The 24,617-nt window shown below is 42.9% G+C and carries 10 protein-coding genes; 3 read left to right on the top strand and 7 right to left on the bottom strand.

What is annotated here, in order from left to right; genetic code table 11:
- Positions 1-81: 81 nt before the first annotated feature.
- Positions 82-4,197, bottom strand: coding sequence for a hybrid sensor histidine kinase/response regulator transcription factor (locus IEX80_RS19265; RefSeq protein WP_188833823.1), 4,116 nt, complete (start codon positions 4,195-4,197; stop codon positions 82-84).
- Between the two features lie 846 nt (positions 4,198-5,043).
- On the opposite strand from IEX80_RS19265, the gene IEX80_RS19260 reads away from it, so the two are divergent.
- Entirely contained in the window at positions 5,044-6,516 is a 1,473-nt protein-coding gene (locus IEX80_RS19260; protein ID WP_090533168.1) for an RICIN domain-containing protein, read from the top strand.
- Between the two features lie 443 nt (positions 6,517-6,959).
- Here the strand turns inward: IEX80_RS19260 and IEX80_RS19255 are convergent, their stop codons facing one another.
- From IEX80_RS19255 to IEX80_RS19230, 6 genes are all read right to left on the bottom strand, one after another.
- Positions 6,960-8,513, bottom strand: coding sequence for a RagB/SusD family nutrient uptake outer membrane protein (locus tag IEX80_RS19255; RefSeq protein WP_188833822.1), 1,554 nt, complete (start codon positions 8,511-8,513; stop codon positions 6,960-6,962).
- An 11-nt stretch (positions 8,514-8,524) separates the two neighbouring features.
- Entirely contained in the window at positions 8,525-11,665 is a 3,141-nt protein-coding gene (locus tag IEX80_RS19250; RefSeq protein ID WP_188833821.1) for a SusC/RagA family TonB-linked outer membrane protein, read from the bottom strand.
- A 1,086-nt stretch (positions 11,666-12,751) separates the two neighbouring features.
- On the bottom strand, positions 12,752-14,158 hold the full coding sequence (locus IEX80_RS19245; RefSeq protein WP_188833820.1) for a sugar porter family MFS transporter: 1,407 nt from the start codon (positions 14,156-14,158) through the stop codon (positions 12,752-12,754).
- Between the two features lie 7 nt (positions 14,159-14,165).
- Positions 14,166-17,048 (bottom strand): glycoside hydrolase family 38 N-terminal domain-containing protein, encoded by a 2,883-nt coding sequence (locus IEX80_RS19240; protein WP_188833819.1) that lies wholly within the window; start codon positions 17,046-17,048, stop codon positions 14,166-14,168.
- A gap of 52 nt (positions 17,049-17,100) precedes the next feature.
- On the bottom strand, positions 17,101-18,903 hold the full coding sequence (locus IEX80_RS19235) for a class I mannose-6-phosphate isomerase (protein WP_229701681.1): 1,803 nt from the start codon (positions 18,901-18,903) through the stop codon (positions 17,101-17,103).
- Positions 18,904-18,975: 72 nt separating this feature from the next.
- Positions 18,976-19,710 carry a GntR family transcriptional regulator gene (locus IEX80_RS19230; protein ID WP_188833818.1) on the bottom strand — a complete coding sequence of 245 codons (735 nt, stop codon included), beginning with the start codon at positions 19,708-19,710 and terminating at the stop codon, positions 18,976-18,978.
- A 314-nt stretch (positions 19,711-20,024) separates the two neighbouring features.
- On the opposite strand from IEX80_RS19230, the gene IEX80_RS19225 reads away from it, so the two are divergent.
- Together IEX80_RS19225 and IEX80_RS19220 are read left to right on the top strand one after the other, a co-directional pair.
- The gene (locus IEX80_RS19225; RefSeq protein ID WP_176628665.1) at positions 20,025-21,323 is read left to right on the top strand and encodes a glucosidase family protein; all 1,299 of its coding nucleotides are present in this window, start codon (positions 20,025-20,027) and stop codon (positions 21,321-21,323) included.
- A 205-nt stretch (positions 21,324-21,528) separates the two neighbouring features.
- The gene (locus IEX80_RS19220) at positions 21,529-24,603 is read left to right on the top strand and encodes a SusC/RagA family TonB-linked outer membrane protein (protein WP_188833817.1); all 3,075 of its coding nucleotides are present in this window, start codon (positions 21,529-21,531) and stop codon (positions 24,601-24,603) included.
- Positions 24,604-24,617 lie beyond the last annotated feature (14 nt).

The raw sequence follows: 24,617 nt of genomic DNA, 5'->3' as shown, positions 1-24,617 counted from the left end.
CCGGGATAGGTTTAAAATAGCCAATAAACTACTGGCTAAGATTAAGTTTAACTTTTTTAAAAAGGGTAAACAAGGCAGGTATTACAGGTTTATTTTTCTTTCGGCCCCCTGATTAACCATGGCGTTTTTAAAATTCTTCCTGAATTTTTTGATGTATTCAGATGGTTTTAAATCAAACACCTTTTTAAACTGCTCACGAAAATATTTTATATCTTTTATTCCAACAGCATAAGCGGTTTCCAATATATTTAAATCGCTGTGAACAAATAGCTGCGCGGCTTTTCTTAACCTGATAGCTCTTATGAAGCTATTAGCTGGCTGGCCTGAAATCATTTTGATTTTTTTGTAGATCCCCGAATAAGACATATTTAATTCGGAGGCTAAGGATTGCAGATTAAAATCGGGATCAGTTATATGATCTTCCACAATTCGGATACAGGAATCCAGGAATCTTTTGTACTCGATAGAGATAGTGTGCGGGTTATTGTTCAGCGTAATTTCATTATAAAAGTATTGCTGAAGTGTATTTCGGGTTTTAAGCAGCCCGCTAACCCGTGCTTTCAGGATATCTTTATCAAAAGGTTTTCCAATATAATCGTCGGCCCCCCCTTCAATACCTTTTAATTTAATTTCATTTGATGCACTGGCGGTTAATAAGATCACGGGAACATGAGATGTTGTTATATTCTCTTTAATAGCGGCGCAAACTTCTATCCCGGTCATGCCCTGCATCATCACATCGCATATGACTATATCCGGCCACTGCTCATTAATAATCTTGATTCCATCCTCACCATTTGGCGCTACAAGAACATTATATTCAATTTTAAATATCTGACGGAGATACTCTCTCATATCCTCGTGGTCATCGATGATTAACAGTGTTTTGAGGTCAGACGCTGTTACTTCCTCTCCCGGCTCTGCTGCGGGCACTATATCATGGGCTGTAGTTTCAGAATCTATCAACTCTTTTAAAAACTCAGAAGTAGCTGTTGGCTGTTCTGAGATGATCTGATCTTTTAAATGCGCTTTCCCTTTTTTTAAAGTGATTGTAAAAGCTGTCCCTTTTCCTGCATCGCTGTGATATTCAACAGTTCCGGCCTGGCGCTCTACAAAATTTTTAACAAGATAAAGCCCAAGGCCAAACCCTCCGTTTGAGGTACTGGCCAAATCAGACACCTGGTAAAACCGGCTAAAAAGTCTTTCGCCAACTTCAGGTGGGATTCCGCAGCCGGTATCCTCAACGATTATTGAAACTGTCTGTTCAAATTCCTCTGCACAAACGCGAATTATACCGAGTTTTGGAGTGAACTTCATCGCGTTTGAGAGCAAATTAAACAGCACGATCTCTGTTTTTTCCCGGTCGATATAAACATTCAAACAATCGGTTGGTGATATGAATTCAAGTTGAATGTGTTTTCTTTTTGCTTCATGTACAAAGCATAAATAAACCTCCCTGCATAAATCGATTATATTAACATTACTTATCCTCAATTGATCAGATTCCGATTCGGCCTTTTTGAAAAGCAGCAACTGATCTACTAAACCTAATAACCGGCGTGCGTTCCTGTAAACGATGGTTAAATTGGAGGTATCTACCGTCTTCTTTTCATTATATAAAAGTTCCTTAATAGGATTAATGATCAATGTTAATGGTGTTCTGAACTCATGCGAAATATTGGTAAAGAAGGCGAGCTTTCGCTCGCTGAGCTCCTTTTCCTTTTCGCTTTCATAATGCGCTATCTGGATTTCATATTTTAATTTAGCCTGACGGTCCCGGTATAAAAGATACAGATAAACTACCCCGCCAATGATTATGGCATAAATTGTATATGCCCACCAGGTACGGTACCATGGCGGCGAAATAATGATGATTAGGGATTTGGGTGTCTTGTTCCAGATACCATCATTATTACTTGCTATAACTTTAAATTTATAAGTTCCGGGATTAAGATTGGTGTAAGTAGCCCTTCGCTGGTTACCGTTAAAATTCCATTTTTCGTCAAAGCCTTCCAGTTTATACCGATAACTATTTTTTTCCGGATGAGTATAATTCAGCGAAACAAATTCAATTGAAAATACATTTTGATCATAATTAAGAAAGGCAGTATCTGCTGTACCAACAGGTCTTTTCAACGGTGAATCAGCACCCGGTTTTACAGATTTATTAAACACCTGAAAATCGGTAAAGTAAACCGGTGGGATTTTATCGTTCAATTTAATTTTTGACGGATCGAATACCACGACACCTGAATTTCCCGCTAAATAAATTTGCCCATCTGCAGATTTGTAAATAAGCGAATGCGAAAATACGCCGTCGCCCTCATCAAAGTTAGTTATGGCTAATGTTTGGGGTGTAAACTTTGATACCCCCGTGGCAGAATTGATCCAAAGATTTCCCACCTCATCTTCAACTACACTGTTGAAAACGTTGCTTGCAAATCTGTTTTTACGTGAATAAACAATAAAAGAATCGGTTTCCGGAGCATATTTGTTTAATCCGTCGGCTGTGCAGATCCAGATGTTCTTTTTGCTATCCTCAAATATGCAATGCACAATATTATTACTGAGGCTGCCTGCAATTTTATCATTATAAGTATAGTGGTGAAAAATCCCGGTTTTAGGATCAAAACGATCAACACCGTTTCCGCTTGTTCCGATCCATACATTGCCTTTGCTATCTTTTAAAAGATTATAAATATGGTTACTGGCAATTGAATTGGGGTTCCTGTCGTCATTATAATAATGTTTAAATTGCTGTGTTTCTTCATGGTAAATCTTTAAACCGGCATCTGTGGCGAGCCAATATTCGAGAGGCCTTACTTCAAGAATATCCCTGAAAACATCTTCATTAAAAAAATTACTCAGGGCCGAATGGTGAAAATGATGGATAAACCTATTATTGCTGCTGTCAAATTTATCAAACCCATTTTCGGTTGCTGCCCATAGCACCCCCTCATTATCCAAATATATTTTACCAACCTGGTTACTGCTGATACTTGAGGGATCATTGGTATGTTGAAATAACTTTGTTGTCTTTTTCGGTAAATCAAACTTATATAGCCCTTCGTTGGTAGCCAGCCACAACATATTGCCTTGCAATAACATACTTTTTGCTTCGCGGGGCGCGATTGATAAGGGGATGAAACGGAATTTATATTGTGTAAAATCAACTTTTGTTAAGGCGTCTTTGCCACAAAGCCACATAATACCGGCCCCATCATTATAAACATATCCATCCGCAGTACTATTAATATCGCCAATCTTTCGCCATTGACCATTACCCTTATTTATAAAATAGAACCCGCCGTTACTTCCAACAACTAAAGTGGAGTCATTAGCCTTATCAATGCTAAAAGCTCCTACGTTGATATTATCGTGACTCGAAAACCGGGTATATTGCTGGTTTTTAGGATTAAAACAAAAAAGGCCGCTCCAATAAGTACCTACCCAAATGCAACCGTTTTTTTGATCGTAAAAAAGGCTCCAAATATCATTGGGGCTTTTTTTAAGCTGAGATTCAGTCTGCGGATAATTGCTGAAATGTTTACTTACCTTATCGAATTTATTTAATCCACCATTCCAGTTTCCCAGCCACAAGTTTTTTTTATCATCCTCAACAATTGCATTTACCGACTTGCCTTTTATTGAAAATCGATCATTCTGATTGGGTTTATAACTAACAAAAGATCGCTTATTTGACACGTATTGATTAAAACCATCATCCGTACCTATCCATATTGTTCCTTCTTTGTCGCAGCAGATCGAAAAAATCTTATTATTACTTACCGACTCTTTGATCTTATCGCTATGATAAAATCGTTCAAACTTCTCGGTATTGGGATCTAAAATGTTTAAGCCGTCCATGGTGCCAACCCATATCTTTCCGTTCTTGTCTTCGGCCAGCGCACTGATAAAATTTGAACTTATACTCGCGGTATTTCCGGGAATATTCACTAAACTTTCAAAAGTGTAGCCGTCAAACTTACAAAGCCCGTTATCCGTCCCTATCCACATATACCCCCGGCTGTCTTTAAGTGCCACTGTTACATTTTCAGAAGGCAGGCCATCATGAGTGGTATATGATTTTAATGCAAAATTCCTTGCATCGTTAGTTGGAAAAGTTACCGGAGCCTGCGCGTTCACAACACTGACAAACAGAAGATTAATCAGAAAAAACAAGACAACTTTATGCATAGATCCGTTATCACTTTTAATTAGGCAAATACAACACTCCGTATCATCGCTAACATTTTTTACACTATAAACCAGTTATCGCCGCCTTGGCTTAGGCAGGCTAATGCGTTTAATATTGTACTTGATACACTTGTAACCTTCAACAATTTAGCAATATAAAAACAGAGTTTGTTGGCTGTTCTGCATGTGCCTGCAAATAATTTTCTAATATCCAGGTATTAAATGTTCATTTGATGAATTTTCCTCTCAGGGCCAGTAACCATCAAAAACTCATTTAATACTCATTGAAAAATGATTCGTCAGTTCGCTTAACTTTTGGCAGAACCTGTCATATAATGCTGAAACACTAAGTTTATAAGGCATCCAAATGTAAATAATTATTAATTGTATTTATAACAATAATTAAGAGCAAAGGGCATTCGTTGAATTGGCGAAAAAGCAAATTAAAAGCCGGGCTATTGTAGTAAACCCTGATAAAATGCCACTTTATCCCCCCAATATTGAGGCTTTACCCCCTTTTCAATTCCTACTTTTTAAAAGAAATTTAGGACAACCATATAAACACGGATTTTCATCCTCCGATATTACGTATAGCCATTTTTAATGGCTAATTAAATTACTGACGGTTACATGCCGCAGTGATTGACAGTTAATTATCGGCAGAAAATCTATTGTTCAAAACATCTGCCATGATAATATTTGATTTGTGCCCGAACATGCATTCGGTCAGGTTACTGGTAACCGATATAATTCACTTCATATTAACGCTGGGAAGGGCCCCGCCATAATTAAAAATTAAAACCGATTGATCAAAAGAGCTACTTATTTAACACCTGATATAAAATTATGAGAAAAAACTTAACTACCGGGGCACTATACTGCCTGTTAGCCCTGGCCATGGGCTGTTCTAAAAACCCTATTCAAAAAGGCGCTGACCTATCAGGCCAAAAATTTGGAAAACAATCATTTGCCCTTTCAACCACCAATACAAACGGTTTCAGGGGTATAAACTGGGCCGACCCTAACGGAAACGAGGGAGATGGGAGGGTTGTATTGCCCAGTGGTATGACTACATCGCTTACCGCTACGCAGGCTGCTACTTTGGCCACTAATATATCCAGTGCCGTTAAAACAAGCGGCGGCACCACCATCAGGATGCCGATAAACCCCTGGACTGCCTCAAGCTCAACTTATTGGCCGGTTTACCAGGCTGCAATTAACGCGGTTGTGGCAAACGGCTGTAAAGTAATACTTTGTTACTGGCCGGTTGGGGTACATCATGTACCTGATACTGCACAATGGCATACCATGTGGACAACAGTAAATAATGTATATAAAAACAATACATCGGTATTATATGAACCTATCAACGAGCCGGTTGATTATTCAAGTACCGACCTGAACAACTTATATGCTGGTTTCTTAACCACTTATAGCCCGGCCGATGGAAAATGTATCCTTGATGGTACAGGGTATGCCGCCGACGTAACTGCGGTTGGTGCCGATTCAAGGTTAGCCAACCAGTATCTTGGACTGCATTGCTACTGGTGGTTCTGGGGCTCGTACAATGTTTGGTCAAGCTACTATAATATCATGTCGGCCCGTACAGGTTCATACGCGTCACGTACCATAGTTACCGAGGTTGGTATCGAAACTTTCAGGAACATGAGCTTTTGGTGGCAATGGGATACCGGCGTATATGTTGACCAGGCCTTCCTCACCGGATCGCTTGCCTACGCCAAGGATAATTCAATGGGGACAATAGCATGGTCGGGCGTTAATGATATTGATACTTATCGGTGGTATACTGCAAACAATAACCTTACCGAGGTTAGCCCGGGTACCGCAAATATGTTCAGGTGGTCATGGAAGCTTACCGCTGCACCCGTATGGATAGGGCCGGTTGCTGACGGGCGATATCAACTTCAAAACCGGGCATCGGGCCTTATGCTTGATAACCTGGGCAGTACAACCGATGGCGCAGCTGTGGCTCAATGGGCATCAGGAACAAGCAATAACCAGAAATGGAATATAAGCTACACTGCCGGTTATTATACTTTAAGTTGTGTTACCGGAAAAGAATGTCTTGATGTGGGTACAAATACCGCAGATGGGTCAAATGTTTTACAGTATGTAGTAGGCACGAGTACAAACCAACGTTGGTCGCTTGTTTCAACCGGAGATGGCTATTATAGGGTAATTAATCTAACCACAGGCAAATGCCTTGATACCGGAGGTTTAACTGCCAATGGATCAGCTGTACAGCAGTGGCCACAGGGTTCAAGTTATAACCAGCAATGGAAACTTATTGCTCAATAGAACATATTTAATTGCCAGGGTAAGCACCCGGCTTTAGTTTAAAAACACATTGTTGAAGGCTGTCTCAAAAGGACGGCCTTTTTTAGTTTTCAATCAATTCATAATTATAGAGATTCTAAATTCGTCGGGCTTTAAAAGCCGTTTCTTAAAATAAATGAAAAGTATATCCATCATATCTCAAAGGGCGTTTAAATTTTGTTTGAGAAGGTTTTACATAGATCGGCATCACATTCGAAAGACATTCCCTTTTAACCAGCCATACACTCTCCGATCTTTCACTAACAGGGCGTAAAATTTTCAATAAGATACAAGATAGATGCGTTATAAATGCATTTATAATGCGAAAACCCTCGATAGCTCGCCGCAATCGGCAGTCCTATCGAGGGTTGTATAATTAAAGAGGGGGGCAATCACATCATTTATTGACGTAATGTCCGGGAGCCCTAATATCCCGGATTGTTAGGCAACAATTTTTTATTAATATCAATATCAGCCTGAGGAATAGGCCAAAGCCACCCTTTGCCAGCGTCAAATGTCCTGGTCTCTAACTTAACCTGGCTAAATTTCCAGGTAGATGGGCTTGCCGGGTTTTTTAGCAACGATTTGTCGTAACCATACACGTCATGAACAAGGGATTGATCTTTCCATCGTAACATATCTGCATACCGGGTGCCTTCCATAAAAAACTCTACCCTACGCTCGTGGCGCAAAACGGCACGTAATTGTGCCTGGCTTAAACCGGCTCCTTCCACACTTTCTACCGTTGGCATATTTACCCTTGCCCGTACCTGGTCAATGAGTGTATAAATTTCGGGTGCAGTACTTCCGGATTCAATCAAGGCTTCTGCACGGATCAGTAATACATCTGCATAACGCATCAGGATTGTATTTAAAGAGCAATTATTCGGGTCGGCAATACCAATTGCTGCGTATTTACGCGGACGGGCCCCTGACGGCACTACATCAGTGGCGGGGATGTAAGTAGTTGAACCCCACTGAGAGCCGGGCAGCACCACTGAAGCGGCCAGTCTTGGGTCGCGATTAACATAAGGGTTTTGCGAATTGTACCCAGAAGCCGAATTGGTAATTGGCAATCCATTGGTCATGTAATATGAATCGATCAAATCGGTGGTAACATTTGGTGTTGGCCAAACGCTCAAAGATAGGGCAGATGACGGCCATGGTTGTGGTTGGGTGGTTGGAATATATTGGATATCAAAAATTACCTCGCTGTTGTTTTCATGCGCTTCATCAAATAATAAACCATAATTTGGATATAAACTATAGGCTTTAAGATCAATCACATCCTGCGCTGCCTGCGCGGCATCGGCCCATTTTCCATTATACAAAAGCACTTTTGCTTTGTAGGCCAGGGCGGCACCCTTTGTTGCACGGCCCACGTCGGTACCTGAGTAAGAGGCTGGCAATGCTGCTGCGGCATCTGTAAGGTCAGTTACAACCTGGGTAAGCACAGTGGCTTTGGCCGTTCTTGAAACATATGCGTCCGAAAGTGACTGAACTTGGGTAATTAAAGGTACATCGCCGAAATAAGCAATCAAATCAGCATAGGCGTAACCACGTAAAAACTTAGCCTCTCCTGTCATTTGGCTTTTTACTGTAGCATCAATGCTTGCAGCGGCAACATCCTTTAGGAACTCATTGGCTCTGGAGATAATAGTATAGTCCTGCGTCCACTTAGCGTATGGGGCCCAACTGTTGGATGTTGTTTGCCATTCCCCCACTTCCTTCGAGCCCTGCCACGCGTCCTGGCAATAGGCGTTATCCGATTCAAAATCAAACTGGAAAAATTGTGCCGGCGTGGCATTGGGCTGTAACGCATTGTAAATACCCACCAAGGCCATTTTTACCTGGGTTTCATTTTGGTAGAATGTTGATGGTGATAAGCGGTCATTTGGAGTCTTGTCCAACAGACCTTTCTTGCAGCTTGCAAGATTAATAACAGCTAATACAGTTAAGACTTTATATATATATTTCATGATTTTATCATTTAGAAATTAACATTTACACCCGCTGTCATCACACGGACCTGCGGATACGCTTCGGCCCTTGTTTGATCTGTAGTTTGTTCGGGATCAAAGCCTTTGAATTTGGTGAATGTGAAGGCGTTTTGCACGTTCGCATAGATCCTCAATGAGCTTAAACCGATCTTCTTAATGGCAGCCGGACTTAAGGTGTACCCTAATTCAATATTTTTGATCCTCAGATAAGATGCATTCTCAACATAAAAAGAAGAGTGGATATTATTTTTTACGCCATCTAACGTGATGCGCGGATAAGTATTAGAAGGATTTTGCGGTGTCCACCTGTTTAACCACCAGGTGCCAAGGTTTGCAAAGCCGCTGAACGGCGAAGCAATTTCATAGTAGGTATAACCTTGCATACCTTGTACGCCTTGTAAAAACGCGCCAAGGTCAAAGCCTTTCCAGGCCACATTGAAATTGAATGCATACGTTACACCTGGAAACTGCTTCCCGATAACTTTACGGTCATGATTTTGATCAACTATACCATCTCCATTAAGATCGGCATATTTAATATCGCCAGGTTGTGCGTTATAATCACTTACTTTAACAACACCTGGCTTAAGCGTATAAGTACGGCTTGCATAAGGTATAGACGCATCACTATTGTTTTGCCATGTAAAGTCGGCGATCTGGTAAATACCCGTCATCTGATAGCCGTAGAATGAATTGATAGCAGAGCCAACAACAATAGCTTTTGGTGATGTAAACTGCTGAGGTACATTCATAGCGAGGATCTTGTTGACAATGTGCGACACATTTAAAGAAGTCCTTAATTTAATACCATTATCAAATGCCTTTTTATACGAAATCCCGAGTTCGAAGCCCTTGTTTTGCACTTCACCTGCATTGGCCGTTGGAGCCGATTGAGCAATTGTTAGTGGAATCGGTTGGGTCAACAGCAGGTTTTTAGTCCTTTTGTCAAAATAATCCGCTGTAATTTCAATATTATTGTGCAAAGAGATGTCGAGGCCGAAATCAAGCTGCTGAGCTGTTTCCCATGTCAAATCTTTGTTAGTCATTGCGGTAATGGCAACACCCGAGTAAAGGGTTCCGCCAAACGAATAGTTCTGGCCCGAATTCAGAATATCGCTGCCATTATAATAATTGCTGATATTTTGATTGCCTAAACGGCCCCAGGAAGCACGAACTTTCGCAAAATCAAGCCAACTCAGGTTTTTCATAAAACTTTCCTTCGATATCACCCATCCAGCTGAGAATGAAGGAAATGTACCCCACTGTTTTCCTTGTGCAAATCTGGAAGAGCCGTCCCTCCTGATATTGGCTTCAAATAAATATTTTTCATCAAAAGCATAATTGAAACGGCCAAAGTATGAGCGAAGGCCAAGAGCATAGCTGCCGGCATTATTTGTTTGCGTAGCTGCATCGCCAAGATTCAATATCCGCTGAGAATTATTTACAAAATGTGCACGATAGCCGCTTTGCCAATCGTAAGTAAACTCCTCTTCGCTATAGCCACCTAATAAATTGAATGAATGACGGTTAATGGTCTTGTTGTATTTTAGTAAACCGGTAAGTAATGAGTGGCCATCAATCTCGCTTGATGTAGTCAAATCAGAAGGTAACTGCGTAACTGTTCCGTTTTGGTTTTGTAAGGTTACATTGGCATGAAAGGCATTGCCGTTAGTAGAGATAACGTTATAACCGTAGGTAAGCTGCGCACTTAAACCGGGCAGAATTTTATACTCCGCTTCGGCCTGACCGCTGAAATTATAGCGTTTTGTAAGGTTTGTACTGCCCTCTTTAATTTCACCGTAATAGTTGCGTTCGCCATTAACAGAAACCCAGTTGCCGTTGGCATCTTTAAGCGGATGTATTGGCGCTAAGGTTGCGTACCATTCAGCGTTCCAAAGATCGGTTGGTTCATTTTTTATCCCTACGTTGCCGGATATGTTGCCCGAAACACGGAGCTTTTTATCTTTTAAATGATAGCTGTCAAGGTTAAGACGGAAGTCCGTTTTCTTGTAATTGGTAGCAACCAGAATCCCATCCTGATCCAAATGACCAAGCATAAAAGAATAATTAACGTTATCACTTCCTCCTGTTGCACTTACCCGGTGGTTTTGCATGTAAGCATTACCATAGTATACATCAAAATAATTGATATCCGGATACATGGGGTTATTGTGAGCCGCGTACTTTTGGATTATCGAGTCGGGATATGTAGGAGGCGCTCCACTATTTATATCCGCCTCATTATGCAGTGTAGTATATTGAACCGAGTTTAGTACTTTAGGTAGCCTTGTCGGGCTCTGAATACCTGCATATCCGCTGTAATTAACACGGACTTTGCCTGCAGATCCTCGTTTAGTAGTAATTAAAACAACGCCGTTTGCAGCCCGGTTACCGTAAATAGCCGATGATGCCGCGTCTTTAAGCACCGAAATTGATTGAACATCATTAGGGTTCACGTCGCCTATAGCCCCGGGAAAGCCGTCAACTAACACTAAAGGAGAATTATCTCCAAAAGTTCCGACGCCGCGGATGTCGATGACAGTATTGTCATCTCCGGGTTTACCTGAACTTTGCAGCGCATAAACACCTGAAACTGTACCTTGTAGTGCCTGGCCTGTATTTGTCAAAGGCCTGCTTTCCAGATCCTGCGTATTTACAATACCTACAGAGCCAGTAAGGTTTTCTTTCTTCTGCGTTCCGTAACCTACTACTACAACATCGTTGAGCGTTTTCATCGATGGCTGAAGCTTTATGGCGATATCAGTCTTTCCGCCTACGGCTATTTCAACTTTTTCGTAAGAGATGTAGGTTACAACAAGCACGGCATTTTCCGGCACATTGTTAAGTTGAAAGTTTCCCTTTATATCACTTAGCGTACCTTTGTTAGTTCCCTTGACACTGATAGAAACACCTACCAGGGGCTGGCCGTTGGAGGCGTCTATGACGGATCCTTTTACAGTAATCGCAGCTTTATCAGGAACTATTTGATCGATTATCAGGCTGCTTTTGTGAATTAAATGTGGAATTGACGCGTTAGCACCGATTGGCAATATAAATAATGCCAAAGTTTTAAGTGTGGTGCGAAAACCCCTGGAATACAAATAATTTGAAATAAGTAATTTTCGTTTCATAATTGGGTATTAATAATTTAGATTTTTGGGTATTGGCAAAAGACAGTTATGTAAACGCTGGTGGTATGTAAGGCACCAACAACCGAAGGGCATAATTTAAATGACCCTTTCAGGGTTAACAATAAAGGACAATTGCCCGGACAGTATTTATCCCGACATTTCTCGAGATCGTTTTCAGTTAAGATGCATGCGGCTCCTCTTTCCTCGGAGCATGCGCTGCGTTCGGTTTTTTTTCATCATGGGTTTAATTAACAGTATAATTGGTTGCACGAATAGTCATCTCTTAATGACCATTCGAGAGATGCAAAGTCTTTGAAAAACACAGAAAACAAAAGGGGCTAACCAGCAAAAAAGAGGGGACAAAAGGGAAATTTTTAGTTGAAAAAAGCACTTAGTGGATAAACCACAGCATATTGCTCCAGGGAGGCAATCATCTAATGAGAAAGCGTTTTGTAGCACTTATAGTCTTCAATTGCCACCGGTTTCGCCATTCAATTCGCATACCGGGCAACTGGGCAATGTAAGGCCAGCGGTTAAATGAACTGCACTTCTTATAGTAATGATCGCGTTGAGTTACACTGTACCAGGGATTAAAGGCTTTGATTGGTGGTGCCAAACTGAAAATAGCCAGTACATATAAAGCTAAAGCCAGGTCAGCATCAACTATGCGGACGGGCGGAAGATCGCTCCAAAGGGTACAATGGAAGCGTTGCCAGTGGAAGACGGCATCGTATCCCGTCTTGGAAGATCGGTGGAGGACATACTATTACACAAAGTTATTCGGTAAATACCGCTGCTAATGCCATCAGGCTTTGGGTGATAAGTACTGCTATTACCGGGGCCTCACAAAGCTCGATTTATCCGACCGGAAGTCCTGCGGCGGGCATACAGGCGGTGCATTTGCTTCAGCTAAAAACTAAGTGATTAAAAATATACCTTTTACGTTATAAAGAACGTTAATGCCCTAAATAATACGATTGGGGCGGCCCGCGATACTCAGAAAATTGCCAACCTGTTGCCGGGAGTGAACCTCAGGCGGAAGGTTAAGCAGCACTCTGAAGTGACCTTTCTGAATGCAAATTCAGGTTAGTGCCCAGCCCAGATTTCCTGAACCTCCTCCAACGATTTTCCTTTGGTTTCGGGAACCATTTTATAAACAATCAGTAAAGAAAAAAAGCAACACGCAGCAAAGAACCAGAAGGTGACCGCCGGCCCGATTGAATTTAAAAACATAGGGGTTAGCTGCCCTACAATTGTATCTGCCACCCACATGGTCATGATGCTTAAGCCTAAAGCCCGACCTCGGATCCTTGTTGGATAAATTTCGGATGCGATAACGAATTTCAACGGGCCTATCGAGAACGCGAAACAAGCTAAAAATAGGATGATGCTAACAACTAATGCAAGGCCGGTTGTAGCACCTGTATAAAAGCAAGCCCCGGTAAAAAGAAGGCAAATCGTGGCGCCTAAAGCGCCGGCTATATATAGCGGTCTGCGCCCCATTTTATCAACTTTCCAAATAGCTATTAGCGTAAAAGCAAAGTTAGCAATGCCAAATATGATTTGGCTAAGCAGGGCGTTGCTGATATTGATGCCTGCATCGCTCAATATTCTGGGGCCATAATAAATAACGGCGTTAATACCACTGAACTGAGAGAACAGCGGAAGCAGCAAGCCAATTAGCAATGGTTTACGCATAGCTGGTGCAAATATCTCGCGGTAGGTGCCTATGTCACGGCTTTGGGTGTTCTTTATCAGTGTTACGTCTTTTAGAGCCGTTGCATAGTCGGTTACTTTTGAGAGGACGGCAATGCCATCGTCGGTTTTTCCGTTTTGAATAAGCCAGCGTGGGCTTTCGGGTACAAAGCACAGACCAACAAAAAACAGCAGGGCAGGGATGGCGCCCAGGCCAAGCATGCTGCGCCAAACTTCTTTAACCATCACCAGATCGATAATTGTACCTAAGTAACTGCTCTTATGGTGTAATGAAAAATTAAGTAAGCCGGCATTGGTAAGGTAGGCTACAAGAATGCCCGCGGTGATAGCCAGTTGATAAAAAGTTACCAGGCGGCCGCGTATCCGTGCCGGGGCAATTTCTGATATGTATAGCGGTGCCACAATTGATGCTACGCCAACACCCATACCGCCCAACATCCGGGCTAAGATAAGCAAGGTAAAGCCCGATGACAAGGCCGAACCCAGGGCAGAAAGCAAGAAAAGCACCGCCGATAACATCAGCATTTTTTTACGGCCTACCCGGTCGCTTAAGTCCCCCGAAAAAGCTACACCGATAATACACCCGATGAGTGCAGATGATACGAACCAGCCTTCGGTAGCGGCCGATAGTGCGAACTGGCTTTTCACAAACGGGAGCACACCCGAAATAACGGCCATATCAAAACCAAAAAGCAGGCCTCCTAATGTGGCTATAAGGGTTACAGTGGTTAAAAACAGGGCGGAGGTTTTGGTTTCCGGCGATAGTTTTTGTTTCATAGCGATTTTATTTTTCGATGCGTACAGTGATTATTCCTTTTGCCGGAATCTTAAAATTGTTATCAAGCGCGGCCACCTTTTCTTCGGCCAGATTGCTTTTCCAGATCTTTATCGTCGCTTTTGCTTTTGGAGTGATGTTCACTTCGCTATCACCGGTGCTCACTATCTGCGCAATAACGCCATTGCCATCATCGGCGGGTTTTAAGGATTCTACATAGATCTGCTTACCACCGATATTAAAAAACAGTTCGTCATCCTGATTATCCGAAGCGGAAACTACTAAAGGTTGATGATTATTAAGGCCAAACCGGTTGGCATCAAAACTATCGTATCCTAAGGCGTGTGAACGGAAGATATAACGGAAGGTGGCCGGCCCTTTTTCCTGCTCGGCGCGGAAATTGGTATGCCATAAGTTGTTCATTACCCACGAATAAATCTTTGGCGACTGCGCCGTGAATGTTAGCCACTGCGGCGCGTGATACAAACCACCAAGTAAATCGGCAGTTGTGATCTTGCCTATCTCAAACAAAGGCGCATCCGGACTTGACCAGGTAATACCGAACGCCGCGTTTGAAACATCAACCCAGCGCTGCATGGTAAACCAATTTTTATTGGCGTTAGGGAGTTGGTCGGCTTCGGCAGCAGCACTTCCCCATGGAATACTATAACGTACCTGCGCACCTGGAACACTAAACGGAAACGCGAAGTGAACGCTCTCTTTAGAGCGAATACTTTCCTTATCAATCGTATTGATCAGCTCAATTTTATCAAGCCCGTTAACCAGCCTGATTTCGCGGGTTAAGCCATAGGCTCCGGGCGCTTTTGAGGTAACCAAAAGGCTCACCACCAATGGCCCATATTCTTTAATGCTAATGATGGCGTCGGTACTTGTTTGCTGGCGCTGCAGCGAATCGCCGGGCATATAAATGTATTTGTTAAAACCGGTGCTATCCACCAATACCTGTTTTTTGCCACCCTCGATCTTTACAAGTTTGCTTATATCGCCGGTTTTACTGTCAATTGTGACAGTGTAGATGCCGTTAGCCAATCCGTTTAACGAAATGACAGCTTTGCCCTTTGCAAAAGCTTTACCACGGTTAATGGTGTAAGTTTTTTTACCAAACGCCGGTACCCCGATGGCGACAAAAGCCAGCTCGCCCGAGCTTAAGCGTTGCGATGGGATTGCATTGCCTGTTGCATCCTTAACCAGGTCGCCCGCTTTGCTTAAACCGGCCGGTACATAAACAACATCGGTACGCGGCCATGACAGTGTGTTGTAAACGTCTACCTTATTTGCTGCTGCTGTTTTTATAGCCAATATCAAATTGCTTAGCGAATCGGTTTGTTTTTGGGCGCTTAGTGCATAGCCTTTTTTAATAGTCCACTCGCTTTTAACTTTTGCATCTTCGGGGTCGTCAACGCTGTTATATGCGCCCCAGGTATGTTCATTGTAAAGCAGCAGGTTTTTCCAGGTGTCGTCAAAATCATCAGCAGGGTAGGCCCGTTTATTACGGATGGCCCAAAGGGCCGATGCCTGTTTTAGCTTATCAGATGTTTGGCGGCTGATGGCCGTTTCTTTCGCCGCTGACGACACGCCGTCCGTCCAGTACTCAGTATAATCGCCGGTGAACGACGGGATTTTGTCTTGATATTGTTTCTCAAAATCATGGAAAAACTGTTTTACCGAGGTGATCACCAGTTTTGGCGAGGCAAAATGTTCGTTCCAGCTTTTAACAGCATCGGGAAGTTCAGGATCGATAGGGGCGTTATCGCTCATTGCCCAGGTTAACAACGACATGTTATACGGGAAGTTATTTTGTTCCAGGCCGCCGAGATATTGGAAAAGGTGCGGGTTTAGAAAATTATCCGATGGGTGGCCAGTGTAAAAAGGTTTAGGATCTTCTATAGTAAAAAAATTAGGGATCCTGGTTCCTTTTAACGCATAGCCTATCGAGTAAGGCTGGCATTGCCAGAACAGTAGTTTTTGTTTACCCGATGGCGAAATCCAATAAAATGGTTTATCCTGCCATTTGGCAAGGTTGCCTATCCTGTCGGATGCGTTTGGGCCTGATAAAAAATATTTGATCCCGGTTTGTTCGCTTTGCGCAGCAAGGCCCCAACTGGCGCCCGGCACATCGCCCTGGAACATGGTATGGATCTCAACCCCATTCGCCTTAGCCAGTTTTTGCGATTTGGCGAACATTTGCATCAACTGGTAGGAGTCTGTCATGCTGGTGTTGATATTACCGTAAGCACCATCCAAATTAATCCATCCTTTTTTCACCGCGTCCCAAAAGCGCTCTTTTTTAGCTTCATCTGCCGCTTTCAGGTAATTATCAACTACCCAAATGGCTTCTGTTGTCCATTTATAGCGGGCTTCCACTGGGTAATTGGCCGTTTTTTTAGCCAGATCAATAGCCTCATCAATATTATCCATGTGCAGCTTCAAAACCTTTGCCTGTGTGTTGGTGTAACCGATATCTACATGCGAGTGAGGGAGGATATACATGGTCCAGTTGTTACGGGCCGGTTCAACAATGCAGCGGGCCATATAGGTTTGCCCGCCGGAATTTAAGATAACCGTAACCTGTGCTGCCGAAGTTATTGGCGAGCCGGGAAGCGGAAGCTCAAATACATCAGTGCCCTCTTTACTGGCCGGTATTATAACATGATCGGTTATGCCATTGAAGGAAACGGTGGCCTCTGTGGCTGCGCAGTTTTTACCCTCATGAAATAACAGCCGGACCATTCTGCGGGGCTCGCCCTGGTAATTGATATAGGCTATTGTTGGTTGCAGGGTGATTCCATTAAAATGCTTACCACCTGTTTGCGCCATTGCTGATGTGCATATGAAAATGAATGCCGACAGGATGGAAAAAATCTTATTCATAACTTAGAAGGTTTTAAGAGGATGCGTTTTGAGTTTGATTTAAGCAGAGATTTTAACAACATTCGTCTTTAACAAAAGCTTTGACAACCTTAACCCTTGTTTTGCCTGTATTTTTAAGTGTATAGCTTTTAACCGCGGCCGGAATAATAAAGGTTTCGGCATAATGAATAACCTGTTCACGATCGTTAGTGATCACTGCAATACTTTCGCCCTCAACCAGGCTCAATACATGGCATTGGTTATTGGTATCTTCAGTTATCTCGGTATCAAACTCAAAGCGCTCAATAGCGTAAAAGTGCTCAGGATGAGTTGATAGGTTAATGATCTCCCAGTCATGGCCTTTTTTTAAGGTGGTTTGTTTGGAGATGAGGGTTTCCGTCACTACATCACCTTTCCTTTCGAAATTGAGGTTTTCAAAGGCCCGGTCGATATTCAGCGTTCGTGGATTTCCGCTTAAGTCGGGGCGGAGCCAGTCGTACATTTTAAAGGTAAAAATGTACGGCGTGGCGCTGATCTCCAGTACCATATTATTTTTGCCCGAGCAATGTACCGTACCATTCGGGATCAGGAACAAGTCGTGCCTGGTTGCCGGGAAGGTTTGTACGTAGTCTTTGATCTCTACCGGTTCGTTTTGCTCAAAGCTGTTCTCTAAAACGCTCCTGAATTGTTGTTTATTGATATTTTCCTGGAAACCAAGGTAAACTTCGGCGCCTGGTTCTGCATCGAGGATATAATAAGTTTCATCCTGTGTAAAATCTTCGCCGAAGTTATTTTTAATGTATTCAACAGAAGGGTGGCATTGCAATGAAAGGTTGCCACCGTCAAAAGTATCCAAAAAATCAAACCGGATAGGAAAGGCATCGCCAAACCTGGCTGCCGCTTTGCCTAAAATGGCTTCGTTATCCAGTAACAGCAAGGTATCCAACGATACCTCTAATATATTGTTGCCGCTTTGCAGCAGGATGCCGTTCTCCGGGGCGATAAGTTCAAATGACCAGGCATAGTTTACAACATCTTTGTTCAGCCCATTGATGTTGTTTTTAATCCATTGGCCTCCCCAAACCCCGGGCTCAAACCATGGCCTGGCCCTAAACATGTGGCCGGACATGGTTTTAAGTCCGTTTCTTAATGTATCGCCAGTTGCCCACGATATTTCATTGATCCTTTGCTCATCGATGATTACATCTATGGCAGGCAAAAGCTGTTTTTTATGTTTATTGAGTACCGGCCAATCTATAAAATAAAAACGTTTGTATTGATTTTTGGGATCGGAAGGCAGCTTTTCGCCAAGGTTGCAGATTGTGTTGGCCCTTGACCGGAACTGGATCTCATTTTTAGGAACATCGATATATAGCAATGTACATTTCCATCCGGCAAGAGCGGCACCCGCACCATACAATATGTTTAATTTGTTTGGTTCGGGTTTAAGACTTTTGAGCTTCTCGACATAAAAAAAATCGCTCAGCTCTCCATCGTATAGCTTACCAAATAACGGGTCATCGCCACCATCGTAATTAGCGGTTATTTCATGAATAATGCTTTCCGGTTTTAATGCTTTATTTACATTAATCCAATTAGCCTGGATGTTTGAAGCGGCAAATTCATCGTTCAGGTTGCAGATAAGTACATCCCAATATACGCCCGAATAGCCATCTATAACAATATCATGGTTGCATGCAATGATCCAATTGGCTAAGGTTTTATAGCCGGTATATATTGGCCCGGCAATGTCGAAAGTGGGGTAAATGTCATACTCCTGCCTTTTCGCGGCTTTCTTCAAGTCCGGAAGCAGAAACTGTTTGGTGTTCCTCATCGTTTCGATATTAACCGCGTTCGATAAAATAGATTTATTCATGCACTAATATGTTGTAATGTGCAAACATATTTTATTTCATTTATATTTCAAATAAGTCAAAAAAAAATAAATTTAGGAACTGCGCCTGCTTTCTACCGTATAAACAAAGCTTTCGGCTTTATAATAGCCTAGGTTATACTCCATCGGCCGTTCGCCCTGATCGTAAACAAACCGTTTCCTGATCAAAACAGGACTGCCCGGATCTATCTCCAGTTTACCTGCTATGAATTTATCGGCTGCCTTGGCGCTTATTTCTTCTTTTGACAGGTCTGCAACTACAGAATGCTCACTTTCAAGCATTTCGTAAAGTGGTTTCTTGAAATCTTCTTCGCCTGTAAGCCCGATCCTTGGATGAAAATACGAAATAAAATATACAAAAGCCTCTTCGGCGTTTCCCCTTAACCTTTCCATTTTCAAAATTTTCTTATCTGTTTTGATATCGAAAAAATTCGCGATATGATCTTCGGGAAAGACCCAGCTGATATGAAGCTCGTAATTTTTTATGGGGATGCTGCGGGCTTCCATCTCCTGTGTAAAGCTCAACCAATTCATTGATTTGGAGCTCATTTTGGTATGGGCCACTTTGGTTCCAAGCCGTTTTTTTCTCACCAGCAGCTCTTCATAAACCAGTTTGTTAATAGCCTGGCGTAAAGTGGTGCGCGATATAGCCAACTTTTTAGCCAGGTCAACCTCGTTAGGTAATAATTTACCGGCCTGATATTCAGGCTCGCGGATGAGCTCTCTCAGTAGGTTCTCTGCCTGGATATGTAAGGGTACGGCGCTTTTATGATCGATGGAAATTTTCATAATGAATTAAGTGGCAAGGTAATAATTTATCAGGAAAACGGCGGGGGGCGGCATGTAGTGGTATCACCTTTGGAGGAGGAACATCTACGGAGCAGAAAAAGGTTGAATTTTTTTATAATACGGTTTTGGGGTTCAGTAGCAGCTTCCTTTACTAAGGTAATTTTCTGACCTCTGTTCATTTTTTATCATAGTTAATAAAAAAACTTTGGAAAAACTTTGGAATATAATATTATGACACTATGTTTGTACATACTATAACAATCTGTCTCCATTTCTATCTGGTAAGGCAGTAACCTAATTACATATTTACCTGCATGAAAAAACGTTTACTCATTTCTACGGCATTGTCTTGCTTTATTTTTTCCATTGCCGGAGCACAACAGTCCTCCAACAAAGCTTTGGCAGAGAAAATTCTTGCCGATATCCGGCTTGATACAGTCCAGGCGAAAGCTTTACAACTGTTATCCGGTTTTTCTGCAGGTACATCCTACAGTGAGGTGTGGATCCGCGACTTCAACACTTTCATCAATGGCTCATTAAAAGTACATCCCAAAGAAGAAGTAAAAACCAAACTATTGATGTTTTTCCGCATCCAGGGCCAGGGCGGGGATATTGTGGATGGTGTGGTTGACAGCGCTAAAGCCAGTGTAGGTTATAAATATCGCTACTCATCCTTATTACCGGGTTGGGCAGCGCATAAAAACACGGTAGAGACCGACCAGGAATCGTCATTGATCCAGGCTGTGAAAAAATACATTGATTTTACCGGTGACCAATCTATTTTAAACGAGTGTATTGGTGGTAAAACGATTTTGCAACGAATGGAGGAGGCGCTGGCCTATCTGCATAAAGATCGCTGGTCGGAAAAATATGGTTTGATAACCGGGGCCACCACTATTGACTGGGGCGATGTGCAATCCGAAAACGGCTGGGGCGTGGCCATTAATGATAAAACCAAATGGGCTTTGGATATTTATGATAACGCCATGTTTGTGAAGGCAGTTCAAGATTTCCTTGCGATGGCACCCCGAGGCTATAAAGCCCAAACTGATTGGAAGATCATTGCCGCAAAGGTCACTGCCAATGTTCGTAAATACCTTTGGGATGCTGCCGCTCAAAAATATATCCCGCATATCTACCTTAACGGCAGCCCTTTCTCTTCGGATTTTAATGAAAAAGAGATCTTATACACCGGTGGATCCATATGTGCTATCATAGCAGGGTTTAACACTCCGGCCGAAGTTTTGGAAATAAACAAACAAATGCTTGCAGCCGCGACTAAAGAAAAGCATGCCACTATCGGCATTACAGTGTATCCTCCTTATCCTGAAAAGCAGTATCCAAACATGAAGCCTTATAATTATCAAAACGGCGGCGACTGGACATGGTTTGGCGGACGAATGATAGCACCGCTCATTATCTATGGTCGCCCGCAGGAAGCTTACGCGGAGTTGTCACCGATGCTCGACAGGATGCTTGCCAACAAGGGTTTTTTTGAATGGTATGATGTGCAATCCGGCGCACCAAAAGGTTCGGGCGATTTCAGGGGTGAGGCAGGTGTTTTATATGATGCCATTACGGCACTAAGGCAATGGGCCGCTAAAAACCGTTAACCTGCCAGCCAATAAGCTGACATAAACTAAAGTAAACTATAATCCAAATTCATGAAAAAAAATGATGCCATAAAGGCAATCCGGACTTCTTTGCCCTTTCTGAAGGGCAACTTCCGGCCTTGCGGCGGTTATAAACCGCCATGAATGCTTCGCGGAGAAGTGTTCCTATAATTACCAGTTTAAAAACAACCTACTAAACAATGTTATGAAGAAAAATCTTATCTACTCAATTCTGCTCACCTTGCTGTCGCTGCACACGATGGCGCAGGTTAAGATCAGCGGCAAGGTAACCGATGCTAAGGATAATTCAGCTTTACCTGGTGTAAGTATCAAAATAAAGGGCACCCAGGGTGGTACCCAGACGGATCTTAACGGAAATTACTCGATACAGGTAACCAGTGCCAAACCTGTATTGATATTTTCATATACAGGTTATGCCAGCCAGGAAATATCAACCGTTGGCAAAACTGTCGTTAACGTGCAGTTAGCTGGCACGTCCAGCGCCCTTAACGAAGTTGTGGTGATCGGCTACGGAACTGTTAAAAAATCGGATCTTACCGGCGCTGTTACCGGCATCAAAGGCGATCAGTTAAATGATAAACCCGTGGCTAACGTAACCCAGGCCCTGCAAGGTAAAATAGCCGGTGTGGAAGTTAGTGTTAACAGCACTGCCCCCGGCGCGGGCGCTAAAGTACGAATTAGGGGTATCGGATCCATCAACTCCAATGTTGATCCATTATATGTGGTGGATGGCGTGGTAGGAGTTGATCCAAACTCTATCAACCCGCTGGATATAGCCTCGGCCGAGGTGTTAAAAGATGCTTCGTCCACAGCTATTTATGGTTCGCGTGGTGCCAATGGTGTAATTATGATCACTACCAAACGTGGCCGTACTGGTGCTGCAACTATTACTTATGATGATAACTTTAACGTAAGCGAATTGTATCGCCATTTACGCACTTTAAATTCGGCCGAGTTTGTTAAAGTTTACAATGAATCATTCGCCAACGGTCAAAAATTTGACCCGGCCGGAGGGGTATGGGCACCACCGGTTGCATTAAACCATACCAATTTCCCTAAGCTTTTTGACGCTAATAATAACCCAATTTATGATACCAATTGGGAAAAGGAAACCTACAAGCCGGCGTTTTCTCAAAGTCACCAGTTAAATATTCAGGGTGGCAGCGAAAAATCGCTTTACAGCTTATCGCTTGGCTATTTTAACCAGAATGGTCTTGCGCCAACATCGGCCTTTAAAAGATATACCATCAAAATGACAATGGATAACGACCTGAAAAGCTGGTTGAAAGTGGGCGGCAGCATCAACCTCATCAGCAGCAGGCAACGTTTAGTTACCGATGGCAACGGTGGCCTGAACGTGCCAAGGGACGTATCAGAAGAGGTGCCAATAGTGCCTGTTAAATATCCTGATGGCACATGGGCAGGTAATTATGACATTGCCGGTCTTGAGGGCGCGCCAAACCCGGTGCAGGTTGCCAACGAGCGTTACACGCTTAACAATAACCTGCAAATGTTAGGTAACATCTACTCGCTGTTCCACATTACAAAAGAGCTGGATTTTAAAACAGATTTCGGCTATAACTTAAGCGCTCAAAAAAATAACTTCTACTCAGCAGGCGATCTGCCGCACTTATCACAGGATCAGGGAGGTGTAGCCAATGTAAACGCTTATAATAATTACTACTGGCAAACAGAGAACTACCTTACTTGGAACAAAAAGATCAACGAAAGGCAGCGTTTTACCGCTTTGTTAGGTATTTCGTTCCAGCAACAAGGGTATGCCCGGGTACGCTCAGAAACGCAGAATTTTATTGATGATATTTTTCAGTACCACTACGAGCAGGCAGGGTCTGTAAGGAGCGCCAATGAAACGCAGGATGAAAAATCATCATTAAGTTCATATTACGCCCGTTTAACTTACAATCTGGATGAAAAATACCTGTTTACCGCAACCGGCCGGTACGATGGCTCATCGCGGTTTGGGGTGAATAATAAGTATGCATTCTTCCCTTCGGTGGGTGCCGCCTGGCGTGTATCGCAGGAGAATTTCCTGAAGGATAACCATACCATCACCAACATGAAATTGCGGGCCAGTTACGGTACTTCGGGTAACCAGGAGATAGGTAACTATCGCTCGCTGGCACAGATCCAGCCGAGCACCACGGTTTTGGGTGGGGCTGCTCAGTCAACATTATTGCCAAGCTATATTGGTAACCCTAACTTAAAGTGGGAACGTTCTGTTCAGTTTGATGCCGGTTTGGAGTTAGGTTTATTTCATGATCGTGTAAACCTTAACCTCGATTATTATAACCGCACAACTAAAGATCTGTTGTTGCAGGCCCCTATACCATGGTCTGCCGGTGAAACCAATGCCAATGTATATAAAAACGTAGGATCGGTGCGTAACTCCGGTGTCGAGGTTAGTCTGAACACCCTAAACGTTAAAACTCCCGATTTTGAATGGAGTACCAATTTTATATTCACTACCAATAAAAACAAAGTTTTAAAACTAAACGATAATGGCGCGGACATCTTCCCGGGCCCTAATTTCCTTGGTCAAAACTTTGTGATCAGGGTTGGCGAACCTATCGGTTCGTTTTATGGTATGACAAGGCTTGGTACCTATAGCACCTCAGCCGAGGATGTAGCCGAGGCCGCTAAACACAGCTTAAAGCCCGGCGACAGGAAATATATTTACAACCCGGATGGCAGTAATTATTATAGTATCATCGGCCGCGCTTATCCTAAATGGACGGGCACTTTCAGCAGCAGCTTCAGATATAAAGCTTTCGATTTTTCGTTCGATATCCGCTTTGTTCAGGGTGTAAATACTGCCGCCAACTTCAAACACTCTGTTGAAGACAGGCAAACCCTTTCAAACAGTTTGGCCACCGTGCTTAACGCCTGGACACCTAATAATCAGAATACCTATATTTCGCAGGTGCGTAATTACAAATTTGCGCAAGATTCGCATTTCGATACCTGGTGGGTTGAGGATGGTTCGTTTATTCGCGGGCAAAACTTTACGTTGGGCTATACCTTGCCACAGCCGGTGCTTAAAAAGCTTCATGCCAATCGTTTCAGGATCTATGCAAGTGTTCAAAACGCGTTCATCATAACCAAATATACCGGTTATGACCCGGAGGTGGATACCTTCAATTCAAGCTACGGGTCGAACGGTTCGTTCTCGCAGAATTTAGATTTCTTCTCAAACCCTCGCCCCCGTGTATGGAACCTTGGTTTACAGGTAACTTTTTAAACAGGGGTAGAGGA

The sequence above is a fragment of the Mucilaginibacter rubeus genome, from assembly GCF_014643835.1.
Taxonomy (GTDB): Bacteria; Bacteroidota; Bacteroidia; order Sphingobacteriales; family Sphingobacteriaceae; genus Mucilaginibacter; species Mucilaginibacter rubeus.
Note: the sequence above shows the minus strand (reverse complement) of the source record. Positions and strands in the feature narration are given on the sequence as shown.